Raw genomic sequence first — 23,654 nt, 5'->3', positions numbered from 1 at the left:
GATCCATTTGGAACCGGTTCCTAATACAGAGAGAAATAACGCAAGTAGGTAAACATTAAAAAATTTTTTTAATCATTATTGGAACCGGTTCCTTAGAGAACCTACTAAGAAGGGGGAAACTGGAATGGATTACAGAAAAATTTCAACAGAAATCCTTGATTCAATTGGCGGGAAAGAAAACGTCTCAGCTGCAGCACACTGCGCTACACGCTTGCGCCTTGTCCTAAAAGATGAAGGAATGGTAGATCAGGAAAAACTCGATCATATGGATGTTGTAAAAGGGACATTTTCAACAGGAGGGCAATTTCAAATCATTATTGGCTCAGGCACAGTAAACGAGGTATATAAAGAGTTGGCCTTAATTACAGGATTATCTGAAATGTCAACAAAAGAGATCAAAGACGCGGGTGCAAAAAAATTAAACCCACTCCAACAATTTGTCAAAATGCTATCAGATATTTTTGTCCCAATTATTCCGGCCATTGTTGCAGGTGGTTTGTTAATGGGACTAAACAACGTCCTAACAGCCTCGAACCTTTTTATTGAAGGTAAATCATTGATCCAGGCTTACCCGCAAATGGCTGATCTGGCCGCTTTGATTAATACATTTGCAAATGCTGCTTTTGTTTTCCTTCCAATCCTAATCGGTTTTTCTGCCACACAAAGATTTGGAGGAAATCCGTATCTTGGCGCTGCATTAGGTATGCTTATGGTTCATCCCGATTTGTTAAATGGATGGGGATACGGCGCTGCTCTCGCACAGGGGAAAATTCCTGTATGGAAAATCTTTGGCTTCGAAATTCAAAAGGTTGGTTATCAGGGAACTGTTCTGCCCGTCCTTGCTGCTTCCTATATTTTAGCAAAAACTGAAACTTTCTTACGAAGACGTATACCATCTTCTTTAGATAATTTATTAACGCCATTATTTACAATTTTCTTTACAGGAATTTTAACTTTTACTTTAGTTGGACCTGTCATGCGTTCAGCTGGTAATTTCTTAACAGATGGATTGGTTTGGTTATATGACTCTACAGGATTAATTGGCGGTGCGATTTTCGGTTTGGTATATGCACCAATCGTAATCACAGGTATGCACCATAGCTTTATCGCAGTAGAAACACAATTATTGGCTGACATCGCAAAAACAGGAGGTTCTTTTATTTTTCCGATTGCGGCAATGTCTAACGTTGCCCAGGGTGCTGCAACGATTGCCGTCCTACTTTTGACAAAAGACAGCAAAATAAAAGGAGTTGCATCTGCTGCCGGAATTTCAGCTCTTCTTGGAATCACGGAGCCGGCAATGTTTGGGGTGAACTTAAAATTAAGATATCCATTTGTTGGTGCTATCATTGGTTCGGCTGCAGGGTCTGCATTTATCACCTTATTTAAAGTAAAAGCTATCGCACTTGGTGCAGCAGGACTTCCCGGAATCATCTCGATAAAACCCGGTTCTATCACATTTTATATTCTTGGAATGGTCATTTCCTTTGCCATAGCATTTGCGGCAACAGTGATTTTGTCTAAACGAAATACTGCTAAACAAAAAAAGGAGTCCTCTCCGAAAGCAGCTTAAAATAATCAAGAGTAAAAGAGGGGGGATTTTTTGAGTCTCCTCTCTTTTGTTTCAAAAGTGAGGTTACAATAAAGTGGAATGGACAAAAGAAAAAAGATATAAACGAATTGATGAGATAGATGAAAAAGAAATAGAGGCCTTATCAAAAATAGTTAATGAGTGTCCGTGGAGGCAAACTTTTCATATACAGCCAAAAACAGGCCTTTTGAATGATCCGAACGGTTTTTCCTTTTTCAATGGGGAATATCACCTTTTTTATCAATGGTTTCCACTTGGACCTGTGCATGGCTTGAAATATTGGTATCATACGAAATCCCAAAATCTTGTCGATTGGGAAAATATCGGAATAGCAATTGAACCGAATCATTATTTTGACAGTCATGGGGCATATTCCGGAAGTGCCATAGAAAATGAAGGAATGCTATATCTAATGTATACAGGAAATACTCGTGATGAAAACTGGATAAGGCATCCATATCAATGTATGGCAGTAATGGACCCGGAAGGAAAAATCACAAAAATGGACAAACCTGTAATTTCAGATGTTCCTAATGGGTATACTGATCATTTTCGAGACCCGAAGGTATGGAAATCCGGGGAAACCTTTTATACTGTCATAGGCGCACAAAGAACAGATAAAACAGGGAGTGTTTTATTATTTTGCTCGTCTAATTTATCTGATTGGCAATTTAAAGGTGAAATTGATACCAATTTAAAAAACTTCGGATACATGTGGGAATGTCCGGATTATTTTGAGTTAGAGGATAACGGCATCTTAATTTTTTCACCTCAAGGGCTAAGCCCTAAAGGGGATGAATTCCGGAATATATATCAGTCAGGTTATCTTGTGGGCAAGAAATTGGATATGAAGAAAAGGAAATTATCTCATGGTGAATTTAAAGAGCTGGACAGAGGTTTTGATTTTTACGCTCCCCAGACGATGTTAGACCAAAAGGGGCGGAGAATATTAGTAGCTTGGATGGGTTTACCGGAAATCGAGTATCCAACAGATAAGCACGGTTGGGCACATTGTTTAACTTTACCAAGGGAGCTGACTATTAGAAATAATAAGCTCATACAAACGCCGATTAAGGAACTTCAAGAACTTAGGGGTGAAAAAGTAGAGGCTGAAGCCATCATTTATTGTGATTCGATTACGTTAGAGGGCTTTTATGGAGAGACATTTGAACTAATAGCAGAATTTACAGATAGCACAGCAGAAGAGTTTGGATTTGAGCTCCGTGTTGGGGGAAATGAAAAAACAATCATTAAATATAACAAAAAAATTAAAAAAATTCTTTTTGACCGTTCCTTTTCAGGTCAGCCTGTTGCTAATGAATTTGGTAATATAAGAAAGTGTGGAATTAATTCGCAAGATATTAAATTTCATGTTTTTGCCGATGCATCGTCTATTGAAGTCTTTATTAATGACGGAGAGGAAGTCTTTACCGGAAGAATTTTTCCCGGCAAAGAGAGTCGGGGGATACGCTTTTTTGCTAAAGGAGGGCAGGTAAATCTAAAGGCTATAAAATGGGTAATCAATCAAAATAAAAAAGATTAGAGCTCGTTAGTAGGATAATCAATGGGAATTTATTTTATGGTAAATGTAAAAACGAGGCCGGCCCTTTACTTTTTAGGCAGCCTCGTTTTGCGCAGAAACAGCCTTTAGCTTACTCACTATCTTGTGTGGTGTTGAAAAATTCAACTGGTTTCTCTTTATTGTTATTTTTTTCTTTATTGTGGTTTCCCATTTTCCCGTCTGATTCATAGCTTAGGTTATTCTTTGTGTTTACATGTTCTTTCATTTGTTTTAACCCCCTTTAAGATTATCTTTATCTTTGGACTTGATTTCATTCACCAAATGGTAGATTTAATATTGAAACACCATGAATATGTTTGAAAATGATGGGGAACTTCTATGAAGAAAGTGTTACGGAAAAAAGTTGAATTTCGTTCTGCATTAAGGATCACAACCAGATAAAGATAAAATTGTCGAAATAATTGATGTTCTATCCTTAATCCGTTATTATGGATAGTATGCTGAAGACTGGTAGTATTTAATTATTTAATGAGATAGAGAAAGAGGGATTGAGAAATGTCGAAACAACAAATTGGTGTGATTGGTTTAGCAGTTATGGGAAAAAACCTTGCTTTAAATATTGAAAGCCGTGGGTATTCTGTCTCAGTTTTTAACCGTTCATACGATAAAACAGAAGCTTTTTTAAAAAACGAAGCCGAGGGAAAAAACTTCGTCGGTGCGCAAACAATTGAGGAATTTGTCAATTCTTTAGAAAAGCCACGAAAAATTTTATTAATGGTAAAAGCAGGTACGGCAACGGATGCAACGATTGAATCCTTAAAGCCATTTCTTGAAGAAGGTGATATTCTCATTGATGGTGGAAATACATTCTTCCAAGATACGATCAGAAGGAATAAGGAATTGGAAACAGCAGGTTTCCATTTTATTGGTACCGGTGTCTCCGGGGGAGAAGAAGGCGCATTAAAAGGACCTGCGATTATGCCGGGTGGTAAAAAAGAAGCCTATGATCTTGTAAAACCGATTTTAGAGGCAATTTCCGCAAAGGTAGAGGGTGACCCATGCTGTACATATATTGGACCTAATGGTGCCGGACATTATGTGAAAATGGTTCATAATGGAATTGAATATGGTGATATGCAGTTAATCTCAGAAGCCTATTTTATTCTGAAAAATGTCCTTGGTTTAAGTGCTAAGGAACTCCATGAAGTATTCGCCGATTGGAACAAAGGGGAATTAGATAGCTACTTAATTGAAATTACAGCAGATATTTTTACAAAGGTCGATGAAGAAACAGGTAAACCAATGGTTGACATGATTCTAGATACTGCCGGACAAAAAGGCACTGGCAAGTGGACGAGCCAAAATGCTTTAGATTTGGGCGTTCCGCTTCCGATTATTACAGAATCTGTATTTGCCCGCTTTATATCAGCAATGAAAGAAGAGCGAGTTAAAGCAAGTAAGGTACTTAATGGACCTGTAGCGGCAGATTTTGAAGGAAATAAAGAGGAGCTAATTGAAGCGGTACGTAAAGCTTTATATATGAGTAAAATTTGTTCCTATGCACAAGGATTTGCCCAAATGCGTGCTGCATCTGAAGAGTACGATTGGAATCTTCGTTATGGAGACATTGCAATGATTTTCCGCGGCGGCTGTATTATTCGTGCACAATTCTTACAAAAAATAAAAGACGCTTATGATCATAATCCTGAATTAGCGAATCTGTTATTAGATCCATACTTTAAAGAAATAGTGGAAAGCTACCAAAACGCATTAAGGCAAGTTCTTGCTTTGGCCATTGGCCGCGGCATTCCGGTACCGTCTTTCGCGAGCGCAATTGCTTACTATGACAGCTATCGTACAGAAACTCTTCCGGCAAATCTTTTGCAAGCACAACGTGATTATTTTGGAGCTCATACTTATCAACGAGTTGATAAAGAAGGAGTTTTCCATACAAACTGGATGGAATAACTTGTTTTAACGAAATAGGAATAATGAAATTAAAGAAGGTGAGCCCATTGGGCTCACCTTTTAATAGTTAAACCTTTTAAATTTATTTTCTTTACATTCTGGTATTTGAAATAGCATCGCGTATTTTATCGAGTGCATTCTTTGCTTTTTCTTTATTCAATATCATAAGGTTTACATAGAGTGCATCAATGATACTTAATTGAGCAATACGTGATGCCAGCGCCTCGGAGCGATATTCTGTTTCGTCGGAGCTGGTGTACAGAGCCACATCCACATTCTGGCTAATAGGAGACTTCGGAAAGCTAGTGATGCCAATGGTTTTGGCACCGCTTTTATTGGCTGTATTTAAAATATCGATGGTATCTTTATTTGCTCCTGAGTGTGAAATGATTACGGCAACGTCATTTTTTGATAACTGTGATGCGGCCATCATTTGAAAATGTGAATCCGGAAAGGCAAAAGCTTTAATTCCTGTTCGAATAAACTTGTGATAAGCATCCAAGGCAATAACAGCTGAGCCTCCCGTACCGTAAAAGTCAACCCTCTCTGCGTTATGAAGTATTTGTACCGCTTTTTGGATGGAATCACTTTCAATAATCTGCAGGGTATTTTCTAATGTACGGATATTTGATTTAAATACTTTTTCCGAAATGGTTTTTTCATTATCCTGTTCGGTTATTTCTTCGTGAATTTGCATTATTGGAGTAATAATTTCCGAAGCCAGTGCAATTTTCATAGCTTGATATCCTTTAAATCCGATACGCTTACAAAAACGAAAGACGGTGGCATCGGCAACGTTCAAGTCTTCAGCGACTTCATTAATCGTACTATGAATAATTTTATCGGGGGTATCCAATATATAATTAGCAATTTTCTTTTCTTTTTCACTAAATCTTGCATAATAGGAACGAATTTTTCCTAAACAACTATTTGTCATTGGGATTTCCTTTCAACAATTGGGTAGATACTATAAGTATAACATAAATGAAAAAAATTTTGATGTAAACGATTTCAAAAGTGAAAAAAATTCTTGTTTTTTATTAAAAAGGGGGATGAGTTTTTATGAACTCCAACTATGTAATTGGCGTTGACATTGGAACAACAAGTACAAAATCCGTTTTATTTTCTACAAATGGCTCCGTTATTGCTTCCCATGGAATAGAGTATCCTTTATTTTCTCCTACACCTGCAACAGCTGAACAGGACCCTGAGGAAATTTTTTCAGCTGTAATGAATACGATAAAGACAGTTGTGCAAAAAAGTAATGTTGAACCAAGCAAAATACTTTGCGTTTCGTTTAGTTCAGCCATGCACAGCGTTATTGCTGTAGATGAATCAGGTAAGCCATTAACAAGGTGTATTACATGGGCAGATAATCGAAGCAGCAAATGGGCTGAAAAGATATTAAATGAGCTTAATGGACACGAAATTTACTTACGGACAGGTACCCCTATCCATCCAATGTCACCACTTTCAAAGCTGGTGTGGCTGAAAGAAGAACAAACGGAATTATTTAATCAAACCTTTAAGTTTATTTCTATTAAAGAGTATGTTTTTTATAAATTATTTAAAAAATATGTGATCGATTATTCAGTAGCCTCGGCAACAGGAATGTTCAATCTGACTTCTCTTCAATGGGATGAAGAAGCACTCCGGGTAGCCGGTGTTACTACTGATAAACTATCGGATCCTGTTTCAACAACCTTTAACTTGATTGGAATCGATGAAAACTATGCAGCTGAGATGCTGCTGCCGGCGTCGGTTCCGTTTGTTGTAGGAGCAAGTGACGGGGTATTATCCAATTTAGGAGTAAATGCTATTGAGCCGGGGGTTGTGGCAGTGACAATCGGCACGAGCGGTGCAATCAGAACGGTTACCGACAGGCCTGTTACCGACCCTAAGGGAAGAATATTTTGTTATTGCCTAACAGAAAACCATTGGGTTATTGGAGGTCCGGTAAATAATGGCGGTATGATTTTTAGATGGGTCCGAGATCAGCTAGGGGCAGCAGAAACGGAAACAGCGAAGCGTCTGGGAAAAGATTCTTATGAAGTGCTGACTGAAATTGCCGGTCTTGTAAAACCCGGGGCTGACGGGCTCCTTTTTCATCCATATCTGGCAGGAGAACGGGCGCCAATTTGGGATGCTAATGCCCGTGGTTCCTTTTTTGGGCTGGGGCTGCATCATAAAAAAGAACATTTAATACGTTCGGTATTAGAAGGTGTTATTTTAAATTTATATACGGTTCTTCTGGCATTAGAGGAATTGATCGGTGAGCCGAAAAGCATCCAAGCAACAGGCGGCTTTGCACGATCTGAGCTTTGGCGGCAAATGATGGCGGATATTTTTAATCAAGAAGTTAACATTCCCGAAAGCTTTGAGAGCTCTTGTCTGGGTGCTGCCATAATGGGGATGTACAGCTTAGGTGAAATAAGTTCTTTAAATGTTGTGTCCGAGATGGTAGGGGCCACCAATCATCATGAGCCAAATCCGGAAAATGTCCAAGTATATCAAGAATTAATCCCTATTTATATTCGTCTCTCCCGCCTTTTGAAAGAAGAGTATGAAAGTATCGCAGCTTTTCAGAAAAAATGGATTGGGTAAAAAATTGCTTTAATAAATAAAATGATCATTATGAATTGAAAGAACAAAAGGCGCTAAGCTGGATTCAGATAACTTTTTCAAATTATTCACACCAAATTATTTTATAGTTTCCTAAAAGATAAAAAAACGGCTGCCCAGATGGCAGCCGGACCATTAAACCCATTTAATCTCTTGTAGTAATTGTTGTTTAAATAATTGTAATACAAAGTCAGTGTAAAATTCTATTCTTACAATAATCTGGTATTTCTTATGTGCATGGGTGTAAACGAGAATATCTGTTAATATGTCATTCCGGTTAAAATATTCCTGTATATTAAATATTTGCTTTTTTATATCTATTCCCAAGCTAAAAATGTTGAATTCAATGTCCTCACCGTTAATAGACTCCTTCAAATCTAACAGCTTTTCATTATATTTATAAACAAGTTCCATTGCTATTCCCCCTAAATTAAATATCGTAAATAAATGTAAACCGTACAAATCAAAATAGATAGGATCATTAATGGAAAAGCAATTAACAGGAATTTTCCAAACGTAATGGAATGGCCCTCTTTAGCAGCAAATCCAGCTACAATGACGTTTGCACTCGCACCAATTAATGTACCATTTCCACCAAGACAAGCTCCAAGTGAGAGACTCCACCATAAGGGCTCGAGGTTATGAATCCCCAATGAGCCCATATCCTTAATCATCGGAATCATTGTTGCCACGAATGGAATGTTATCAATAAACGCCGATGCTATCGCACTAACCCAAAGAATTAGAATGGAAGTAGAAGTGATATTTCCGCCTGTTAGGTGAATAGAATAGTTGGCTAATAAGGAAATAACCCCTGTCTCAATTAATCCGGAAACTAATACAAAAAGCCCGATAAAGAAAAAAATTGTTGACCACTCTACCTTCATAAAGGATTTATCCAAATATTTTTCTCCTGTAAATAATAATAGAAGAAATGCACCTGCTAACGCCACGGTTGCTGATTCCAGGTGAAGAAGTTGATGGAGGAAGAAACCTAAGATCGTCAATATCATTGCCACTAGAGCTTTTATTAATAACTTCTTATCGGTAATTTCTTCTTTTTCGTCTAAGTCCATTAGGTTAGCTTTTAATTCCGGAGTGGTCTTTAACTGTTTTCGATAGATGAAAGCTAGAATAGTTATATTAATAAGTAGGATGAAAAACGATATGGCAGTTAAATTTTCAATAAACTTCAGAAAGGTTAGCTCTTTCACAGCACTTCCAATCATAATATTCGGGGGATCTCCAATTAGAGTCGAAGTTCCACCAATATTCGAAGCGATAATTTCTGTTATTAAAAATGGAATTGGATTGACTCGTAATTGCCTTGTGATGCTAAATGTAACCGGAACTATCAATAGGACGGTGGTAACATTATCCAAAAGCGCTGATCCTAATGAAGTAATGATTCCAAGGATAAGCAGTATTTTTAGCGGGTCTCCGTGGACTTTCTTCGCAGACCATATTGCGATGTATTTGAAAAGCCCTGTTTCGGAGGTTATTGCAACAATAATCATCATCCCTGTAAGGAGTCCAAGTGTATTAAAATCAATATGGTGAAGAGCCTTCTCTTGGCCAACAATCCCTAGCAGAACCATTATAATCCCACCAGCCATTGAAATAATAGTTCTATGAATCTTTTCTGTGACAATAAAGGCATATGTGATAAGGAATACTCCGAGCGCGGTTATTGCTTGTGTTGTCATTTTTTTATCTCTCTCCCCATTTTTTATTATAATGCCCGAAAAAATGCAAAAAGGAGCCTGTTGTGACAGGCTCCTCCAAAAAATCAACTTATTCTATTTAGTTTTATTCTATAAAAGAATAAAACAATTGTAAAGCAATGCTTGTGTTCAACTTTAGCTGTTGTTGTCCGATCTAAATCATAGCCATCTATTTCATTCATTTGAAATGAACAACCAGAGTATTAAAGTCGGACAACAATTATATTTTATTTATCTTAAAATGAAAATCAATGGATAATTTGTGAATAATAATTAAGACTTATTTGTCTATAAGCCTAATTTTTTAATAAAATCTACCGTTTCCTGATGCTCAGATTGAATTAATCTATATAAAGCTTTATCTGTTTTTACGAGAGGCTTTCCATGCTCGTCGGCAACAGGCCTTGTTAGGGCTGTCCCCTTTAGAAGCTGCCATTTTCCTGCATTTACTTTGAGTATTAAATCGATAACTCCAAGACGGTTTCCAAAAGAGCCTGCCATAACAACAGGCTTCGCATTAATTTGTCCGGTTGCTAAATTTGTATTAGGAAGACGTGCAAAATGCGGTCCGGGAAAGATTCCATGTGAATGTCCTGCCAAAACAACATCGATTCCGGGAATCCGCGTGAGATAATAGGCCGCGTTTTCCGTTTCGGGAGAATATGGTTCGCTGCTTATGCCGGTATGGGCAAGTGCGATAATAATATCAGCACCCTTTGCCTTCATAAGTGGTACATATTTTTTTGCTGTATCAACAATTGGTTTAGCCAACACTTTTCCTTCCAGGTTTGCTTTATCCCATTTCATGATTTGCGGCGGCATAAACCCAATAACACCAACATTAAGTACATGCTGATTACCTTGTTGGTCAACAACGCTCCGTTTCAGAATTACATAAGGTTTAAAATAAGGTTTATTTTTATTAACCCGGTATACATTTGCATTTACTACAGGCATTTTTGCCCCTTTCAAGGCAGCATTTAAGAAGCTTAATCCATAGTTAAATTCGTGATTTCCAATTGCGATTGCATCATACCCTAAAAAGTTAAATGCTCTATAAACCGGATGGATTTTGCCCTTATGAATCCCTCTTATTCTCGCCAAAAACTCACCCAGCGGATTTCCTTTCAAATGGTCGCCATCGTCAAATAATAAAGAATTTTTAACTTCATTCCTTGCCTGATGAATAAGTGTGGCGGTTTTAACGAGACCGACCCTATTATCCACTTTTGATTGGTAATAATCATAATTGACTAAGTGAGCATGTAAATCGGTTGTTTCAAGGATTCGTAAATCTACAATTCCTTCCTTAGTTTTCGTGTCCTCCAGAGCATGAGAGAGAGACGGGAAAGCTTGCCAAAATAGAGTGAGAGTTAGTAGCAACAGAAATATTTTTTTTAAGTGCACTAAAAAGACCTCCTCCAATTAAAATCAATGTAACAATAGTATCCGTTTTTTTATAAGAATTATTATTCTTAAGAAAAATTGCAACCGGATAAATCGCTTCGAGATTTAAACATCCAACGTTACTGCAAAAAATACCTATCAAATTTTTTCCTTAAATATAAATATATGGATAAGTAACCAATATTGGCACAAAATTAGTTTTAAATGGACATATTAAAATGGACAGAAAATTGTCAAAAACATATGAAGAAAAAATGAATAAAAGCGTTTTTAAAATACAAATGAGCAGAAATTTTTTATAATAAATTTAATCAAAGATGGAGGTTAATTTAAGATGAATATTACAACCATAATTGAATTAGAAAATAAGGAAGTCGAAAATATCACCGGCGCTAAATTAGTTTTTGCGCAGGAGCAAATTGACGAAAATATCATCGAAACATGTGTGGAGTGCCTTAAGGTCGAGAATTCAGAGGAAATGATATCAACAGAAGAAGCTATGCAAAGAGTTTTTGACCATTTAAAACACGATGGTGTAATACCTTCAAGGGTAGAGGATTTCTCATTTGAAATGCCGTCTTGTGAGAGAATGAAAAGAAAGGTTGACTTTGAAAATGATCTTCCACAAAAAGTCATCCTATCCTATATGTCATAAAAGAAGTTCTTTGGAACTTCTTTTTTCAATTTATACCGATATTTTTACAAAATAGTGAAGTGTGACAATAGTCAAAGCAGGACAGGCAATTAGTATTTTATAATTAAGTAGAATAATAAATTGGAAATTTTTTAGAATTTCCAATTGGAAACGCTTTCATTTTTGAAAGGAGAAATGCCTGTTTGAAATTAAATAATAAGATTTCTATTTTATCAGGTCATTTTGGCAGCGGGAAAACAGAGATTGCGATTAATTTAGCGTTATTAAAGAGACAGACACATGAAAAAGTGGCTATTAATGATTTAGATATCATAAATCCATATTTTCGTTCACGGGATGTTTCAAACCTATTTCAGCAGCATGATATTGAATTAATTTCACCGAAGGAACATCTTGCAACTGCTGATTTACCAATTGTCTCCGGTGAAATTTATCGTGTTTTACATGACCATAGGTACATGAATATTGTTGATGCCGGAGGTGATAAGGACGGTGCTGCAGCATTAGGACAGTATTATCACGAATGGAGGAATTTAAGTCCGGAATTACTTTTTGTTTTAAATGGTAATCGTCCTTATGTCAGCACACTGGAAGGTGCCCTATATACGGTCAGGGAAATTGAAAAAGCTTCCCGTTTAAAGGTAACTGGTATTATTAATAATTCAAGTCTAGGGTTTGAAACATCCATAAATGATATTTATAAAGGCTATGAACTTAGTATTCGGTTGTCTGAAAAGCTGGGAATTCCCTTACAGTTCACAACCATTTCAAATCACTTGGAAAAAGAAGCAGACACGTTTGCCAAAAATTATGATGTAATTTTTATCCAAAGGTATATGAAATTACCTTGGGAAGGATAAGGGGATGAATTTAATTGGAAAAAAGAGTTGTCTTTAATGAGGATATCTGTAAATCCTGTGGTCTTTGTGTTCAAGTCTGCCCGACAAATGTTATTTTTCTGGCAGACTATTTAAATGGAAAAGGATACAGACCTGCTACAGTTGTTAATCAGGAGAATTGTATTAGCTGTACAAAGTGCGGACAAATATGTCCGGATTCCGTTATCTCTGTTTATAGGCCGGTGAAAATATTGCAAACTGTGTAATTGGAAGGAGTTTTACATATGGGGAAAGTGTTAATGAAAGGAAATGAAGTGATTGGTGAAGCAGCAGTACATGCAGGGTGTAAGTATTTTTTTGGCTACCCTATTACTCCGCAAAGTGAACTTGTTGCTTATATGGCACGAAGGCTTCCGGAGGTAGGGGGATTATTTTTGCAAGCTGAAAGTGAAATTGCAGCTATTAATATGGTATATGGGGCTGCAGGAACAGGAGTTAGGGTTATGACTTCCTCTTCAAGTCCGGGATTCAGCCTTAAACAAGAGGGTATTTCCTATTTAGTGGGTTCGGAACTTCCTGCTGTGGTGGTTAACATTGTACGAGGCGGTCCCGGATTAGGAAATATTCAACCGGCACAATCAGATTATTTTCAAGTGACAAAAGGCGGAGGGCATGGAGATTACAATATTCCGGTATTAGCACCTGCCAGCTTGCAGGAAATAATCGATTTGACACGTGATGCCTTTGATATTGCTGACAAGTACAGGACTCCGGTGATCCTAATGGGAGATGGGATGCTCGGTCAAATGATGGAGCCGGTTGAATTTGGGGAACGATCTGAAACTCATTTGTATGAAAAAAATTGGGCAACAACAGGTACACGGGGAGATGGAGAACCAAAAATTATTACATCCTTGGAGCTTGACGCAGAAAGTTTGGAAAAACGAAACATCCTTTTGCAACAGAAATTTGCTCAAATAAAGGCTAATGAAGTCCGTTTTGAAACGTATAAAACGGAGGATGCCGATTTTATAATGGTGGCTTTCGGAACAGTGGCTCGAATTACGATGAATGCCATCAACAAAGCTAGACAGGACGGAGTGAAAGTCGGATTAATCAGACCAATTTCTTTGTGGCCATTCCCTGAAAAACCATTTGAAGAAACACGTGACTCAGTTAAAGCATATATTTCCGTAGAAATGAGTGCGGGGCAAATGATCGAGGATGTAAGGCTAGCGGTAGATGGCCATGCACCCGTTGATTTCTATGGTCGAACTGGCGGAGTCGTTCCTACACAAGAAGAAATTTACCGAAAAATAATGACAGTTGCCGGGGGGATTTCAGTATGACAATGAAGACGATTTTTAAAAAAACAAGCGGTTTAACTGAAAAACCTACACACTACTGTCCGGGCTGTACGCACGGGGTCATTCATCGAATCGTTGGTGAAGTTTTAGAAGAAATGGATATATTAGAGGATACAATTGGAGTAGCATCGGTAGGATGTTCGGTGTTATCGTATGAATATTTTAATTGTGATATGACACAAGCAGCCCACGGACGTGCTCCGGCAGTGGCAACAGGTGTGAAGCGCGTTCTTCCAAATCGATTTGTTTTTACCTATCAAGGTGATGGGGATCTTGCCTCAATTGGAATTAGCGAAGTGATTCATGCTGCGGCAAGAGGTGAAAAAATTACAGTGATTTTTGTTAATAATGCTATTTATGGAATGACTGGCGGGCAAATGGCACCAACAACGCTAATTGGACAAAAAACAGCGACCACTCCATTTGGCAGGGATGTGAATATTCAAGGGTCTCCAATTAAAGTTTGTGAAATGCTGGCAACCCTAGATGGCTCTGCCTATATTGAAAGAGTTTCCTCTCATGATGTTCCAAACATAATAAAAGCAAAAAAAGCCATTCGCAAAGCATTTGAAACGCAGAAAAAGGGTCTGGGATTTTCAATGGTAGAGATATTGTCTACCTGTCCAACCAACTGGGGGCTCGATCCTTATGAGTCTCTCGAATGGGTGAAGGATAATATGCTTCCTGCTTATCCGCTAGGAGTTTATAAAAATAAAGAGGATGTGAACTAACAAATGCTGGAAGAAATAATCATTGCCGGCTTTGGTGGTCAAGGAGTTATGTCAATGGGGCAGCTCATTGTTTATGCCGGAATGATCGAGGGAAAAGGTGTTTCATGGCTACCTTCTTATGGACCAGAGCAACGGGGAGGAACAGCAAATTGTGCTGTTGTAGTAAGTAATAAGCCGGTAGGATCACCGCTTGTGACAAGTCCATCGACAGCTATCATTCTAAATAACCCTTCTTTTGATAAGTTTGAACCCCTCGTTCGCCATGGTGGGCTTTTACTAATTAACTCATCATTAGTCATTAGAACATCAAAACGAAAAGATATAAAAATAATTGAGCTCCCGGCGACAGATTTGGCAAACTCACTTGGAAGCTCCCTGGTTGCTAATATGATTTTATTGGGGGCTTTTTTGGAACATACCAAGATGGTTTCAATCAATTCTGTTTTTGAGTCTTTAAAGAAAGTTCTTTCTTCTGACAAGCACCACCTAATAGATGTAAACATGAAAGCACTGAATAAGGGTGCATCATTTGTAGAGTTAGGAATAGTTTGAATTTCAAGCCAGCCATGTTTTTATGGCTGGCTTTGCCTATTTAATTTTTTTTCAGTTAATATTTTAACGGAGTGATACTCCTCACTTAAATGAAAATTATTTTCAATTATACTTATGGTAGAAGTAATGCTAAGGAGGAAAAATGAATGGAAAAAAATTCTGTTAAAGACTACATGAAATATAGCGAAGAAAGATTTACCAAAAGAGTTATTTTCAATACTGAAGACACGACAGTGTTTGTTCTGAATTTCTTACCTGGGCAACAGCTCCCAACACACAAGCATCCGGGAGCAGAAGTCTATTTATTTGTTGTAACCGGAAAGGGTATCTTCATAATTGATGGCAAGGAACTAGAAGGAGCAGAGGCTGATTTAATCCATGTAAGTAATAATGAAGAAATGGCCTTTAAAAATAACGGAAATGAACCGGTAAGCTTATATGTAGTATTAAGCAAAGTACCTAGTGAAAAATACGCTCAAAATATATAGCTAATCATTTACCAAATTAAATAGAAGAACCAGCCAAAATTCAGGCTGGTTTTTTTCGATGCTCAAGATGTCTTTTATTTTTTAGGCCAAAAAACCACCAGTTCCAATCGCCAAGCAGTTTCATCAGGGCAGGAACTAGAATCATCCTCACGATGGTAGCGTCAATAAAAATCGCGATTGCAATCCCTACTCCAAGCTGTTTGATTGGCATTACTCCTGTGAAGGCAAAAGCACCGGTAACAACAATCATGATTGCTGCAGCAGAGGTGATAATTTTACTGGTATAGGTTAAACCTGAGAGTGTTGCTTCACTGTTATCACCTGTTTTTAAATAAAATTCTTGTATCCTGGAGATTAGAAACACCTCATAATCCATTGATAGGCCAAATACCAGGGTGAAAACAAATACAGGTAAAATCAATGCAATATCAACAGGCTTCATTCCAAAATGACCGCGTTGGAAGATCCAAACAACAATTCCAAATGTACAGCCAAGACTTAAAATATTCATTAAGATCGCTTTGATTGGAATTAACAAGGAACGAAAGGCAGCCATAAGGATGATAAAGGTTGTAATAAAAATTAAAAGCAATCCATATGGTGCTTTTTTAAAAATTTCATCAAATATTTCCTGCTCAAATTTTATCGTGCCGCCAACATGTGCCGTCAGGCCTAAGTCAGCATTTGACCATTTACGGACCCACTCTCTGGCTTTTTCTGAATGTTCACCTGTTTTCAAATAAACCTCGACCAACATTTTATTGTCTCCTATAAAGTAATCAACAATAGGGGAAACCTTTTTTATGTCCCCGAATTTTAATAAATTAAATAGTTGTGCCCCATTACTTACTCCTGTTGCTGAAAAAGGCGAGTTAACCGTTGCAACCAGCGGATCTTTATTTAGGCTCCTTTCCACTTTACTTACTTTGTCAAGAGTGCTTTTTTCGAGAATATTTCTCTTTGATTCGAAAATAATTGTCACTTTTTTCTCCTCACGTTTTTCTTTTGGAATAAATATTTCCTTATAGGTTTCAAAGGCTGCTCTAGATGGGTATTTTTCCGGCAATGAATCGGTTCCGGGAATCGCAAGAGTCATTTGCCTGACGGGAACTAAGCCCGCTAAAAGAATGGCCAGTGCTGCTATTGTCATAAATACCGGGTGTCTCATGACAAATTTAGCAAAGCTGTACCAACCATTTGTTTGTTTGTCTGTTATCTTTAGTACACTTAATTTGTTGATATTGCTTCCGATTACAGAGAGTAGTGCAGGAAGAAATGTTAAGGCACATAGGGCAGATATTAACACAACGGTCATACCACCGAGAGCAACATTCTGAAAAATATCTATTTTAATAAACCAAAGTCCTGACAATCCAATAAAAACACAAAGTCCGGAAAAAATAATCGATCGCCCTGCGGTTGCAACCGTTATCGTAATGGCATCCTGAATGGGATTCCTTAAAAGTTCCTCTTTATAACGGTTAATAAATAACAATGCAAAATCAATGCTTAATGCAAGTCCAATCATTGGAATAATGTTTAGAATAAAAATAGTCAAATCCGTACGATAACTAAAAAAATAGACTGTACCCATTGTAATTAAAATGGACACAACACCAATCACAAGCGGAATGGCCGCTGCAACAAGACCCCCAAAAGCAAGCACCAACACGATTAAAGCAATAGGCAGACCAATCATTTCCGCCTTCGCTAAATCCTCCTGACTCGCAGTGTTTAGGTCTTGGACGATCACCGGCTCCCCTGTCATCGTTACCTGCAAGCCTTTTTTATTTTTTAATTTCGATTTTAATTGGGTAATTTCTTTTCCCAGGTTCTCGGCTTTTTTGTTGTAGGAAAGAAGCCCATAGGCAACGTCATCCTTTACCATTCCATCTCCTGCTAAAGGATTGCTCATTTTTTGTGCGCTATGGATGGTGCTGATTTTTTTAAATGTGTCCCTAATATAATTCTTCCAATCGTCGTCACTAACCGTATTATCGCGTTGAAAAACAAGAATAATCGCTGATTTTGCTTGACCGAAGTCTTTTTCGAGAATTCTTCTTGTTTTATTATATTCACCATGGTATTCAAACCCATTTCCGCTTAAAACGGATGGCAATTTCAGTGCAAAGAATCCAAATAATACGATGATAAAGATCCAAAGCATCAGAACCATTTTTCGCTTTTGGTAGAGGAATTCCCCTAATTTTTGCATCTTAATGCCCCCCTTTAACAACGTATTTTCCCCGAAAATAAGTCAGGTTAGTAAAATTAAGAGCAAATATTGATTGATAAAATGTTCATTTGATTTTTTACAAATGTTTGTGCGACTTGTTTTTTTTGTTACAATAAAGAAAATATCAAAAACATTAGGTGATTATTGTGGATCGGGAAAAATTAGGAAAAGTGATAGAAGCGGCCAAGTTATATTATTTATTGGATTATAATCAAAATGAAATTGCCAAAGTTTTAGGTGTTTCACGTCCTACTGTGTCTCGATTATTACAGCAGGCAAAAAATGATGGAATCGTGCAGATTACTATTATGGATCCCACAGAGGATGTTGCGAATCTTTCGGTGCAGCTAGAAAATAAGTTCAATTTAAAGAAAGCAATTGTCACATCAGTTCCTCAATTTGAAAATCATATTATTAAAAATTATCTTGGGGAAAAAGCAGCAGTCTATCTTCATGAAATTGTAGAGGATGGAGACATTATTGGTGTAACATGGGGAACTACCCTTTATCACATTGCAATAGAATTGAAGCAAAAGTTTGTGAAGGATGTGAAAGTGGTTCAGCTAAAAGGAGGGGTAAGTCACTCAGAGACCAACACGTACGCATCGGAAATATTATACCTTTTCGGTAAAGCCTTTAATACGACTCCTCACAACCTTCCTTTGCCCGCAATTGTTGACCATCTTGTTGTGAAGCAGGCAATGGAAGCTGATCGTCATATTCGAAAAATTCTTGAGCTGGGAAAGCAGGCAAATATTGCATTGTTTACGATTGGCTCCATTAAGACGGATTCTATATTATTTCAAATGGGCTATTTTACAGAAAGTGATTTGGAATCCCTTGATGGAAAGGCAGTTGGTGATATTTGCTCCCGGTTCTTTGATAAAGAAGGTCAAATTTGCAATGACAGTCTGAACGAAAGAACTCTTGGTGTAAATCTCGATGAGCTAAGGAAAAAGGAACATTCCATATTAGTCGCCGGCGGGCCAAGCAAAATTGAAGGAATATACGGTGCATTAAAAGGTCAATACGCAAACGTTCTTGTGACAGATCAATTTACAGCGCAATTTTTACTTGACAAAAATGAATGATATAAAAAAATGTTTATAATGTCATCATTTTGTCCTTTATGTGAAATACAATAAAGAAATTTACATTTGTTCAAAATGATATTTACAAATGTTCAATTGTTTGTTATAGTTACATTGTGGTTATGAACGATTGTATATGTAAAATAAATATTTCTTTTTAATATAGGAGGAATTTCGATTATGACTCAGAATGTTGTCAGAATGATTGATCATACATTATTAAAAGCAGACGCAACAAAACAAGAAATCGTTAAATTAGTAGAAGAAGCAAAAGAATATTCATTTGCATCTGTATGTGTTAATCCAACTTGGGTAAAAACCGCAGCTGAAATGCTAGCTGACACTCCTGAAGTAAAAGTATGTACAGTAATTGGGTTCCCGCTTGGAGCAGCAACACCTGAAACGAAAGCATTTGAAACCAAGAACGCCATTGAAAACGGTGCTACTGAAGTTGATATGGTAATAAACATTGGGGCCTTAAAAGGTATGCAGGATGAATTGGTTGAAAGAGACATCCGTGCAGTAGTGGAAGCAGCGAAAGGGAAAGCGTTAACAAAGGTTATTATCGAAACCTGTCTTTTAACGAATGAAGAAAAAGTAAGGGCATGTGAGCTTTCTGTAAAAGCAGGGGCCGATTTTGTTAAGACATCTACAGGCTTTTCAACAGGCGGTGCAACAGTTGAAGATATCCGCCTTATGCGGAAGACGGTTGGTCCTGAGATTGGTGTTAAAGCTTCCGGTGGTGTACGCAGCCGTGAGGATGCATTAGCAATGGTGGAGGCTGGAGCAACACGGATTGGAGCTAGCTCCGGAGTAGCAATCAGTAAAGGTGAGCTTTCTAATAATAACTATTAATATTTATAGTGAGGGTAACTGAATGAAAGAAATTTTAATGGCATTACTGGCCGGATTAGTTGTTGGTATTTTGTTTAAATTTTTAAAGTTACCGTTGCCCGCTCCTCCGGTATTTTCGGCAGTAGTTGGTGTATTTGGAGTATATTTTGGCGGCATTGTCGTTGAATGGGTTACGAAAATAATTCAGCATTAAAATTCCTTGGCGGAGAGTGAAAAATTGTGGAAGAAAAAAAGCTTATCCAGGAAGCCTTTAAAGCAAGAGAACTTGCCTATGCTCCCTATTCTAAATTCCAAGTAGGGGCAGCTCTGTTATCAAAGGATGGTCAGGTATTTCATGGCTGTAATATTGAAAATGCAGCATACAGTATGACAAATTGTGCCGAGCGAACAGCATTGTTTAAAGCCTATTCTGATGGTGTGACACAATTTGAATCACTTGTAGTCACGGCGGATACGGATGGACCTGTTTCTCCTTGCGGGGCTTGCCGTCAAGTTATTTCTGAGCTTTGTGATGATGAAATGGAAATTATCCTAACAAACTTAAAAGGCGATGTTCAAAGAATCCAAGTAAAAGACCTTCTTCCAGGAGCATTTTCTCCCAAAGATTTAATAAAATAAATGCGGGAAAATTTAACTTTTATATAGAAGCTATTCGCTATTGCGGATGGCTTCTTTTTTATATGGCTATGTTAAAGCTCATTGTTGATTTAGCTCATTATGTTGATTGGAGCGGAAGGCGCGAGACTCCTGCGGGAAAAGCAGGTCAAGGGAGACCCCGCAGGCTTAATGCTTGAGGAGGCTCCCGACCGCCCGCGGAAAGCGAGTGCCTGGAGCGGAAATCAACAGGCAAGTTTAACAGAGCCTTTTATATAGAAAAAATCAACCGAATCAGTATTTGGATAATTGTCCATAATATGCATAATGAAAAAATAAAGGATGATATCTATGATTTATATCTATAATGATTATGGTGGGACACATACCACTGCAATGGCAGCTGCCTATCACTTAAAACAATTACCGCAATCGGAACGAATATTAACAACAGAAGAAATTTTAAATGTTAAATTTTTCAATAAATTAACTCATGCTGATTTTGGAAAACTCATTTTTCACGGGACCGATGAAGATGGAAACCCGGTTTATACGATTGGGCGGAAAAGAAACAAACTGCTTGTCCCTGCATTAAAAGAAATGAGTTTATTATTACAAGAAAGGTTTCAAGCAGATGAAAAAATCATATTCTCTAATACTTCACCAACTGTCCCGCTTGCTATGACGTTTGGGGGGTTTTTCTCTAGAGGATTAAAAATTGACTTCCTAGGGGTACCTCTTCTAGTTAAAGGTGCCAAACAATGCTGTGATAATGTTTTTCGGTTGGTAGAAAATACGAAGGAAATTGGGAGAACCAATTTCAATGAAAACGTGATTATTTTAGAAAATGAAATGTATAAATAACACCGGATTATTTAAAAAAACGATTTCCTTAAGTCTAGGTAATCGTTTTTTTGTCTTTAGTTGTTTACAATAAGAAAAGACAATTAATAGATAAGGTGCTGATCAACATGAATAAAACGATAGGATTTATTGGAGCGGGTAAAATGGCACAGGCGATGATTGAAGGTATCATAAAATCAAATATGATTGCTAATAAAAACATCATAGCAAGTGCTGTATCAGAAAAAACACTTGAAAAAATGATAAAAACATACGGAATAAATACTACATTTAATAATAAAGAAGTTGCAAAAATTTCGGACATTCTTATTTTGGCTGTGAAGCCTGACCTTCATGCACCAGTGATTGAAGAAATTAAAAAGGAGATTAAACAAAATGTAATTGTTGTTACGATTGCAGCAGGAATTACACTGGAAGATATTGAAAAAGCATTTGGTTTTCAAGTAAAAGCTGTCCGAACAATGCCGAATACCCCCTCGTTAGTAGGCGAAGGCATGAGTGCAATTTGTCCAAATAACTATCTAAGTGAGGAAGAATTAACACAGATTGAGCAGCTTTTCCATACCTTTGGAAAAACTGAACTCATTGAAGAGAAGCTGATGGATGCTGTCCCTGCAATTAGTGGATCATCTCCAGCCTATGTTTATATGTTTATCGAAGCATTGGCAGACGGCGGTGTAAGAGAGGGAATACCGAGGGATAAAGCTTATCGGCTTGCAGCTCAAGCAGTACTTGGTGCAGCAAAGATGGTTCTTAAAACCGGTTTACATCCGGGAGCACTTAAAGATAATGTATGTACACCGGGTGGTGCAACGATTGAAGCTGTAACGGTCCTTGAAGAAAAACAATTTCGAGGTTCAGTCCTATCGGCAATGGAAAGCTGTACTGCAAAGGTAAAAACATTAAGGTAATACGATAAATCTGTTGTTTTAGGATCCAATTAAGGATCCTTTTTATTTTTTAGTTAGACACAAGCTTTTTTTTAAAAAGGGAAATAATAGTTAGACTAGAAAGATTTTTTTAGCATGTGACAATCGGGGTGCGATCATAAATGAAGTTGAATACATACAAAAACTGTTCACAAGAGAGTCAAATGTCAGAAATTAATAAAAAGCCCTTGTTTGTATCGATTATTGATGATGATGAATTTATTCGGACGATGTTAATAAAGATTATCAAAATGATGGAATTTGATCATCATGAATTAGAGCTTGAAGTTTTTGAGAACGGACTTCAATTTTTTGAGTCTAATCGTTTAAAAAAACATGGTGAACACTTCATAATTCTTGATGGTGTAATGCCGGTAATGGACGGACTTGAAATCTTACATAAGATAAAAACATCAAAAAACGGTGCTAACATTCATGTTCTTATGCTTTCGGGAAGAAAAAGCGAATCGGATATTAAGAGGGCTTTAAAACTTGGCGCTAATGACTATATGACTAAGCCATTTAGTATTAAGGAGCTTCAAGCGAGAATACACCGGTTAATTAATGGGTTGAAATAAAATGCTAAATAATGAGCTTTTTATCCTTTCAATTATTACGCTATCCATTTTAGGGTTATTGGCCATTTTGTTAGTATATTTAATGGTTAGAAAAGCTATTGATATAAAAAAAAGGAGAGAAATCGAAGTCTATAAAGATCATGCCAGGCCCTTAATCTTTATGATGCTAACAGAAGAGAGTTATTCCAGAGAACTCACTGTGGAAACTGTTATACATCAAAAAGCAATCGAAGAACTTCTAAGTAAGTTTGTAAAGATACTGGAGGGAGAACAGGAGAAGCAGCGATTAACGGGCTTAGCAACACTTTATTTAACGGATTACTATCAAAAACGTCTAAAAAGTAATAGATGGAGCTTTCGGATGAATGCGCTTTATCATATTGAAGATTTCAATATGAGCGTGTTGTTACCCGAGATAGTTAAGTTAACAGAAAAGACAAAGGTAACTCATGAAGAACTGGTTCATGTATTAAGAATACTTGCATCGTTTCAATATTTAAAAATTAACGACCTGCTTACAACCCGTTTTTTTTATTTATCAGAATATGAATATCGAAATATTTTGATCCGCTTAGAACAGGATAAATTTGACCGGTTTGTTCTTAAATTTCATAAAAGCAATCATTCTCTACAAAAAGCAATCCTTGATGTTATATCGATAAAAAAAGATTTACACTATCTTTCTTTTACCGAAAATATTTTTTCAATCCATACAGGAGAAGTTAAACTTAGAGCGTTAAAGGCATTAGCAGAAATTGGTTATGTGAAACAAATTGAACCCTATTTGAAACTTCTCTATTCACCCATATGGCAGGAAAGAATGATGACAGCCAAATTAGTTGGTGCAATAAAGGAAGATAAAGGAATACGAAGATTAATTGAGCTCTTACACGATCAAACATGGTGGGTCCGTTTTCAAGCAGGTCAAGCAATCTGTCAGTTTCCGAATGGGAAGGATATTTTGCAAAGGGTATTAGAGACATCAAAGGATTCATTTGCTAAAGACATGGCCTGGGAGTGGCTTCATAAAGGGGTATAAAC

The 23,654-nt window shown here is 37.2% G+C and carries 25 protein-coding genes; 19 read left to right on the top strand and 6 right to left on the bottom strand.

Annotated features, from left to right (window positions below; all coding sequences use genetic code 11):
- The first annotated feature begins 124 nt into the window (after nucleotides 1–124).
- Together AC3ANV_RS22820 and AC3ANV_RS22815 are read left to right on the top strand one after the other, a co-directional pair.
- Nucleotides 125–1,573, top strand: coding sequence for a sucrose-specific PTS transporter subunit IIBC (locus tag AC3ANV_RS22820; RefSeq protein ID WP_488310939.1), 1,449 nt, complete (start codon nucleotides 125–127; stop codon nucleotides 1,571–1,573).
- A 73-nt stretch (nucleotides 1,574–1,646) separates the two neighbouring features.
- Nucleotides 1,647–3,134 carry a sucrose-6-phosphate hydrolase gene (locus AC3ANV_RS22815; protein WP_488310938.1) on the top strand — a complete coding sequence of 496 codons (1,488 nt, stop codon included), beginning with the start codon at nucleotides 1,647–1,649 and terminating at the stop codon, nucleotides 3,132–3,134.
- Between the two features lie 109 nt (nucleotides 3,135–3,243).
- On the opposite strand, the gene AC3ANV_RS22810 is transcribed toward AC3ANV_RS22815, so the two are convergent.
- The gene (locus tag AC3ANV_RS22810) at nucleotides 3,244–3,378 is read right to left on the bottom strand and encodes a hypothetical protein (RefSeq protein WP_488310937.1); all 135 of its coding nucleotides are present in this window, start codon (nucleotides 3,376–3,378) and stop codon (nucleotides 3,244–3,246) included.
- A 290-nt stretch (nucleotides 3,379–3,668) separates the two neighbouring features.
- Between AC3ANV_RS22810 and gndA the strand changes: the two genes are divergently transcribed.
- Nucleotides 3,669–5,081 carry an NADP-dependent phosphogluconate dehydrogenase gene (gndA, locus tag AC3ANV_RS22805; RefSeq protein WP_488310936.1) on the top strand — a complete coding sequence of 471 codons (1,413 nt, stop codon included), beginning with the start codon at nucleotides 3,669–3,671 and terminating at the stop codon, nucleotides 5,079–5,081.
- Nucleotides 5,082–5,172: 91 nt separating this feature from the next.
- On the opposite strand, the gene AC3ANV_RS22800 is transcribed toward gndA, so the two are convergent.
- The gene (locus tag AC3ANV_RS22800) at nucleotides 5,173–6,018 is read right to left on the bottom strand and encodes a MurR/RpiR family transcriptional regulator (RefSeq protein ID WP_488310935.1); all 846 of its coding nucleotides are present in this window, start codon (nucleotides 6,016–6,018) and stop codon (nucleotides 5,173–5,175) included.
- Nucleotides 6,019–6,143: 125 nt separating this feature from the next.
- Between AC3ANV_RS22800 and gntK the strand changes: the two genes are divergently transcribed.
- On the top strand, nucleotides 6,144–7,685 hold the full coding sequence (gene gntK, locus AC3ANV_RS22795; RefSeq protein WP_488310934.1) for a gluconokinase: 1,542 nt from the start codon (nucleotides 6,144–6,146) through the stop codon (nucleotides 7,683–7,685).
- 153 nt (nucleotides 7,686–7,838) lie between these two features.
- On the opposite strand, the gene AC3ANV_RS22790 is transcribed toward gntK, so the two are convergent.
- From AC3ANV_RS22790 to AC3ANV_RS22780, 3 genes are all read right to left on the bottom strand, one after another.
- Nucleotides 7,839–8,117, bottom strand: a complete 279-nt coding sequence (locus AC3ANV_RS22790) for a hypothetical protein (protein WP_488310933.1) — start codon at nucleotides 8,115–8,117, stop codon at nucleotides 7,839–7,841.
- Between the two features lie 11 nt (nucleotides 8,118–8,128).
- Nucleotides 8,129–9,409, bottom strand: coding sequence for an ArsB/NhaD family transporter (locus AC3ANV_RS22785; RefSeq protein ID WP_488310932.1), 1,281 nt, complete (start codon nucleotides 9,407–9,409; stop codon nucleotides 8,129–8,131).
- Between the two features lie 306 nt (nucleotides 9,410–9,715).
- Entirely contained in the window at nucleotides 9,716–10,834 is a 1,119-nt protein-coding gene (locus tag AC3ANV_RS22780) for a metallophosphoesterase (RefSeq protein ID WP_488310931.1), read from the bottom strand.
- Between the two features lie 334 nt (nucleotides 10,835–11,168).
- Here AC3ANV_RS22780 and AC3ANV_RS22775 point away from each other — a divergent pair, with 334 nt between their 5' ends.
- The 7 genes from AC3ANV_RS22775 (at nucleotide 11,169) to AC3ANV_RS22745 (ending at nucleotide 15,466) form a co-directional block, all read left to right on the top strand.
- Nucleotides 11,169–11,489, top strand: coding sequence for a hypothetical protein (locus AC3ANV_RS22775; protein ID WP_488310930.1), 321 nt, complete (start codon nucleotides 11,169–11,171; stop codon nucleotides 11,487–11,489).
- A 182-nt stretch (nucleotides 11,490–11,671) separates the two neighbouring features.
- The gene (locus AC3ANV_RS22770; RefSeq protein WP_488310929.1) at nucleotides 11,672–12,349 is read left to right on the top strand and encodes a hypothetical protein; all 678 of its coding nucleotides are present in this window, start codon (nucleotides 11,672–11,674) and stop codon (nucleotides 12,347–12,349) included.
- Between the two features lie 14 nt (nucleotides 12,350–12,363).
- Nucleotides 12,364–12,594 (top strand): 4Fe-4S dicluster domain-containing protein, encoded by a 231-nt coding sequence (locus tag AC3ANV_RS22765; RefSeq protein ID WP_488310928.1) that lies wholly within the window; start codon nucleotides 12,364–12,366, stop codon nucleotides 12,592–12,594.
- Between the two features lie 18 nt (nucleotides 12,595–12,612).
- The gene (locus AC3ANV_RS22760) at nucleotides 12,613–13,677 is read left to right on the top strand and encodes a 3-methyl-2-oxobutanoate dehydrogenase subunit VorB (RefSeq protein WP_488310927.1); all 1,065 of its coding nucleotides are present in this window, start codon (nucleotides 12,613–12,615) and stop codon (nucleotides 13,675–13,677) included.
- A complete protein-coding gene (locus AC3ANV_RS22755; protein WP_488310926.1) occupies nucleotides 13,674–14,426 on the top strand; it encodes a thiamine pyrophosphate-dependent enzyme in 753 nt (250 codons plus the stop codon). Before AC3ANV_RS22760 ends, AC3ANV_RS22755 begins: the two co-directional genes overlap by 4 nt.
- 3 nt (nucleotides 14,427–14,429) lie before the next feature.
- Entirely contained in the window at nucleotides 14,430–14,978 is a 549-nt protein-coding gene (locus AC3ANV_RS22750; RefSeq protein WP_488310925.1) for a 2-oxoacid:ferredoxin oxidoreductase subunit gamma family protein, read from the top strand.
- Nucleotides 14,979–15,124: 146 nt separating this feature from the next.
- On the top strand, nucleotides 15,125–15,466 hold the full coding sequence (locus AC3ANV_RS22745) for a cupin domain-containing protein (RefSeq protein ID WP_488310924.1): 342 nt from the start codon (nucleotides 15,125–15,127) through the stop codon (nucleotides 15,464–15,466).
- A gap of 40 nt (nucleotides 15,467–15,506) precedes the next feature.
- Here the strand turns inward: AC3ANV_RS22745 and AC3ANV_RS22740 are convergent, their stop codons facing one another.
- Nucleotides 15,507–17,681 carry an MMPL family transporter gene (locus AC3ANV_RS22740; RefSeq protein WP_488310923.1) on the bottom strand — a complete coding sequence of 725 codons (2,175 nt, stop codon included), beginning with the start codon at nucleotides 17,679–17,681 and terminating at the stop codon, nucleotides 15,507–15,509.
- Between the two features lie 161 nt (nucleotides 17,682–17,842).
- Between AC3ANV_RS22740 and deoR the strand changes: the two genes are divergently transcribed.
- The 8 genes from deoR to AC3ANV_RS22700 all read left to right on the top strand — a co-directional run bounded on the left by deoR (nucleotide 17,843) and on the right by AC3ANV_RS22700 (nucleotide 23,652).
- A complete protein-coding gene (deoR, locus tag AC3ANV_RS22735; protein ID WP_488314307.1) occupies nucleotides 17,843–18,793 on the top strand; it encodes a DNA-binding transcriptional repressor DeoR in 951 nt (316 codons plus the stop codon).
- Between the two features lie 180 nt (nucleotides 18,794–18,973).
- Nucleotides 18,974–19,648 (top strand): deoxyribose-phosphate aldolase, encoded by a 675-nt coding sequence (gene deoC, locus AC3ANV_RS22730; protein ID WP_488310922.1) that lies wholly within the window; start codon nucleotides 18,974–18,976, stop codon nucleotides 19,646–19,648.
- Between the two features lie 22 nt (nucleotides 19,649–19,670).
- Nucleotides 19,671–19,841: a XapX domain-containing protein gene (locus tag AC3ANV_RS22725; protein ID WP_488310921.1), complete on the top strand. Its 171-nt coding sequence runs from the start codon at nucleotides 19,671–19,673 to the stop codon at nucleotides 19,839–19,841.
- Nucleotides 19,842–19,867: 26 nt separating this feature from the next.
- Nucleotides 19,868–20,266 carry a cytidine deaminase gene (gene cdd / locus AC3ANV_RS22720; protein ID WP_488310920.1) on the top strand — a complete coding sequence of 133 codons (399 nt, stop codon included), beginning with the start codon at nucleotides 19,868–19,870 and terminating at the stop codon, nucleotides 20,264–20,266.
- A 327-nt stretch (nucleotides 20,267–20,593) separates the two neighbouring features.
- Nucleotides 20,594–21,106, top strand: coding sequence for a DUF3189 family protein (locus tag AC3ANV_RS22715; RefSeq protein WP_488310919.1), 513 nt, complete (start codon nucleotides 20,594–20,596; stop codon nucleotides 21,104–21,106).
- Between the two features lie 107 nt (nucleotides 21,107–21,213).
- Nucleotides 21,214–22,017 carry a pyrroline-5-carboxylate reductase gene (gene proC, locus AC3ANV_RS22710; protein ID WP_488310918.1) on the top strand — a complete coding sequence of 268 codons (804 nt, stop codon included), beginning with the start codon at nucleotides 21,214–21,216 and terminating at the stop codon, nucleotides 22,015–22,017.
- Nucleotides 22,018–22,157: 140 nt separating this feature from the next.
- On the top strand, nucleotides 22,158–22,613 hold the full coding sequence (locus AC3ANV_RS22705) for a response regulator (RefSeq protein WP_488310917.1): 456 nt from the start codon (nucleotides 22,158–22,160) through the stop codon (nucleotides 22,611–22,613).
- 1 nt (nucleotide 22,614) lies between these two features.
- A complete protein-coding gene (locus AC3ANV_RS22700; RefSeq protein WP_488310916.1) occupies nucleotides 22,615–23,652 on the top strand; it encodes a HEAT repeat domain-containing protein in 1,038 nt (345 codons plus the stop codon).
- The last annotated feature ends 2 nt before the right edge of the window (nucleotides 23,653–23,654 follow it).

This window comes from Neobacillus sp. DFD-2R, assembly GCF_057747865.1.
The sequence above is the reverse complement of the archived record's forward strand: the minus strand, read 5'-3'. Positions and strand labels throughout refer to the sequence as shown.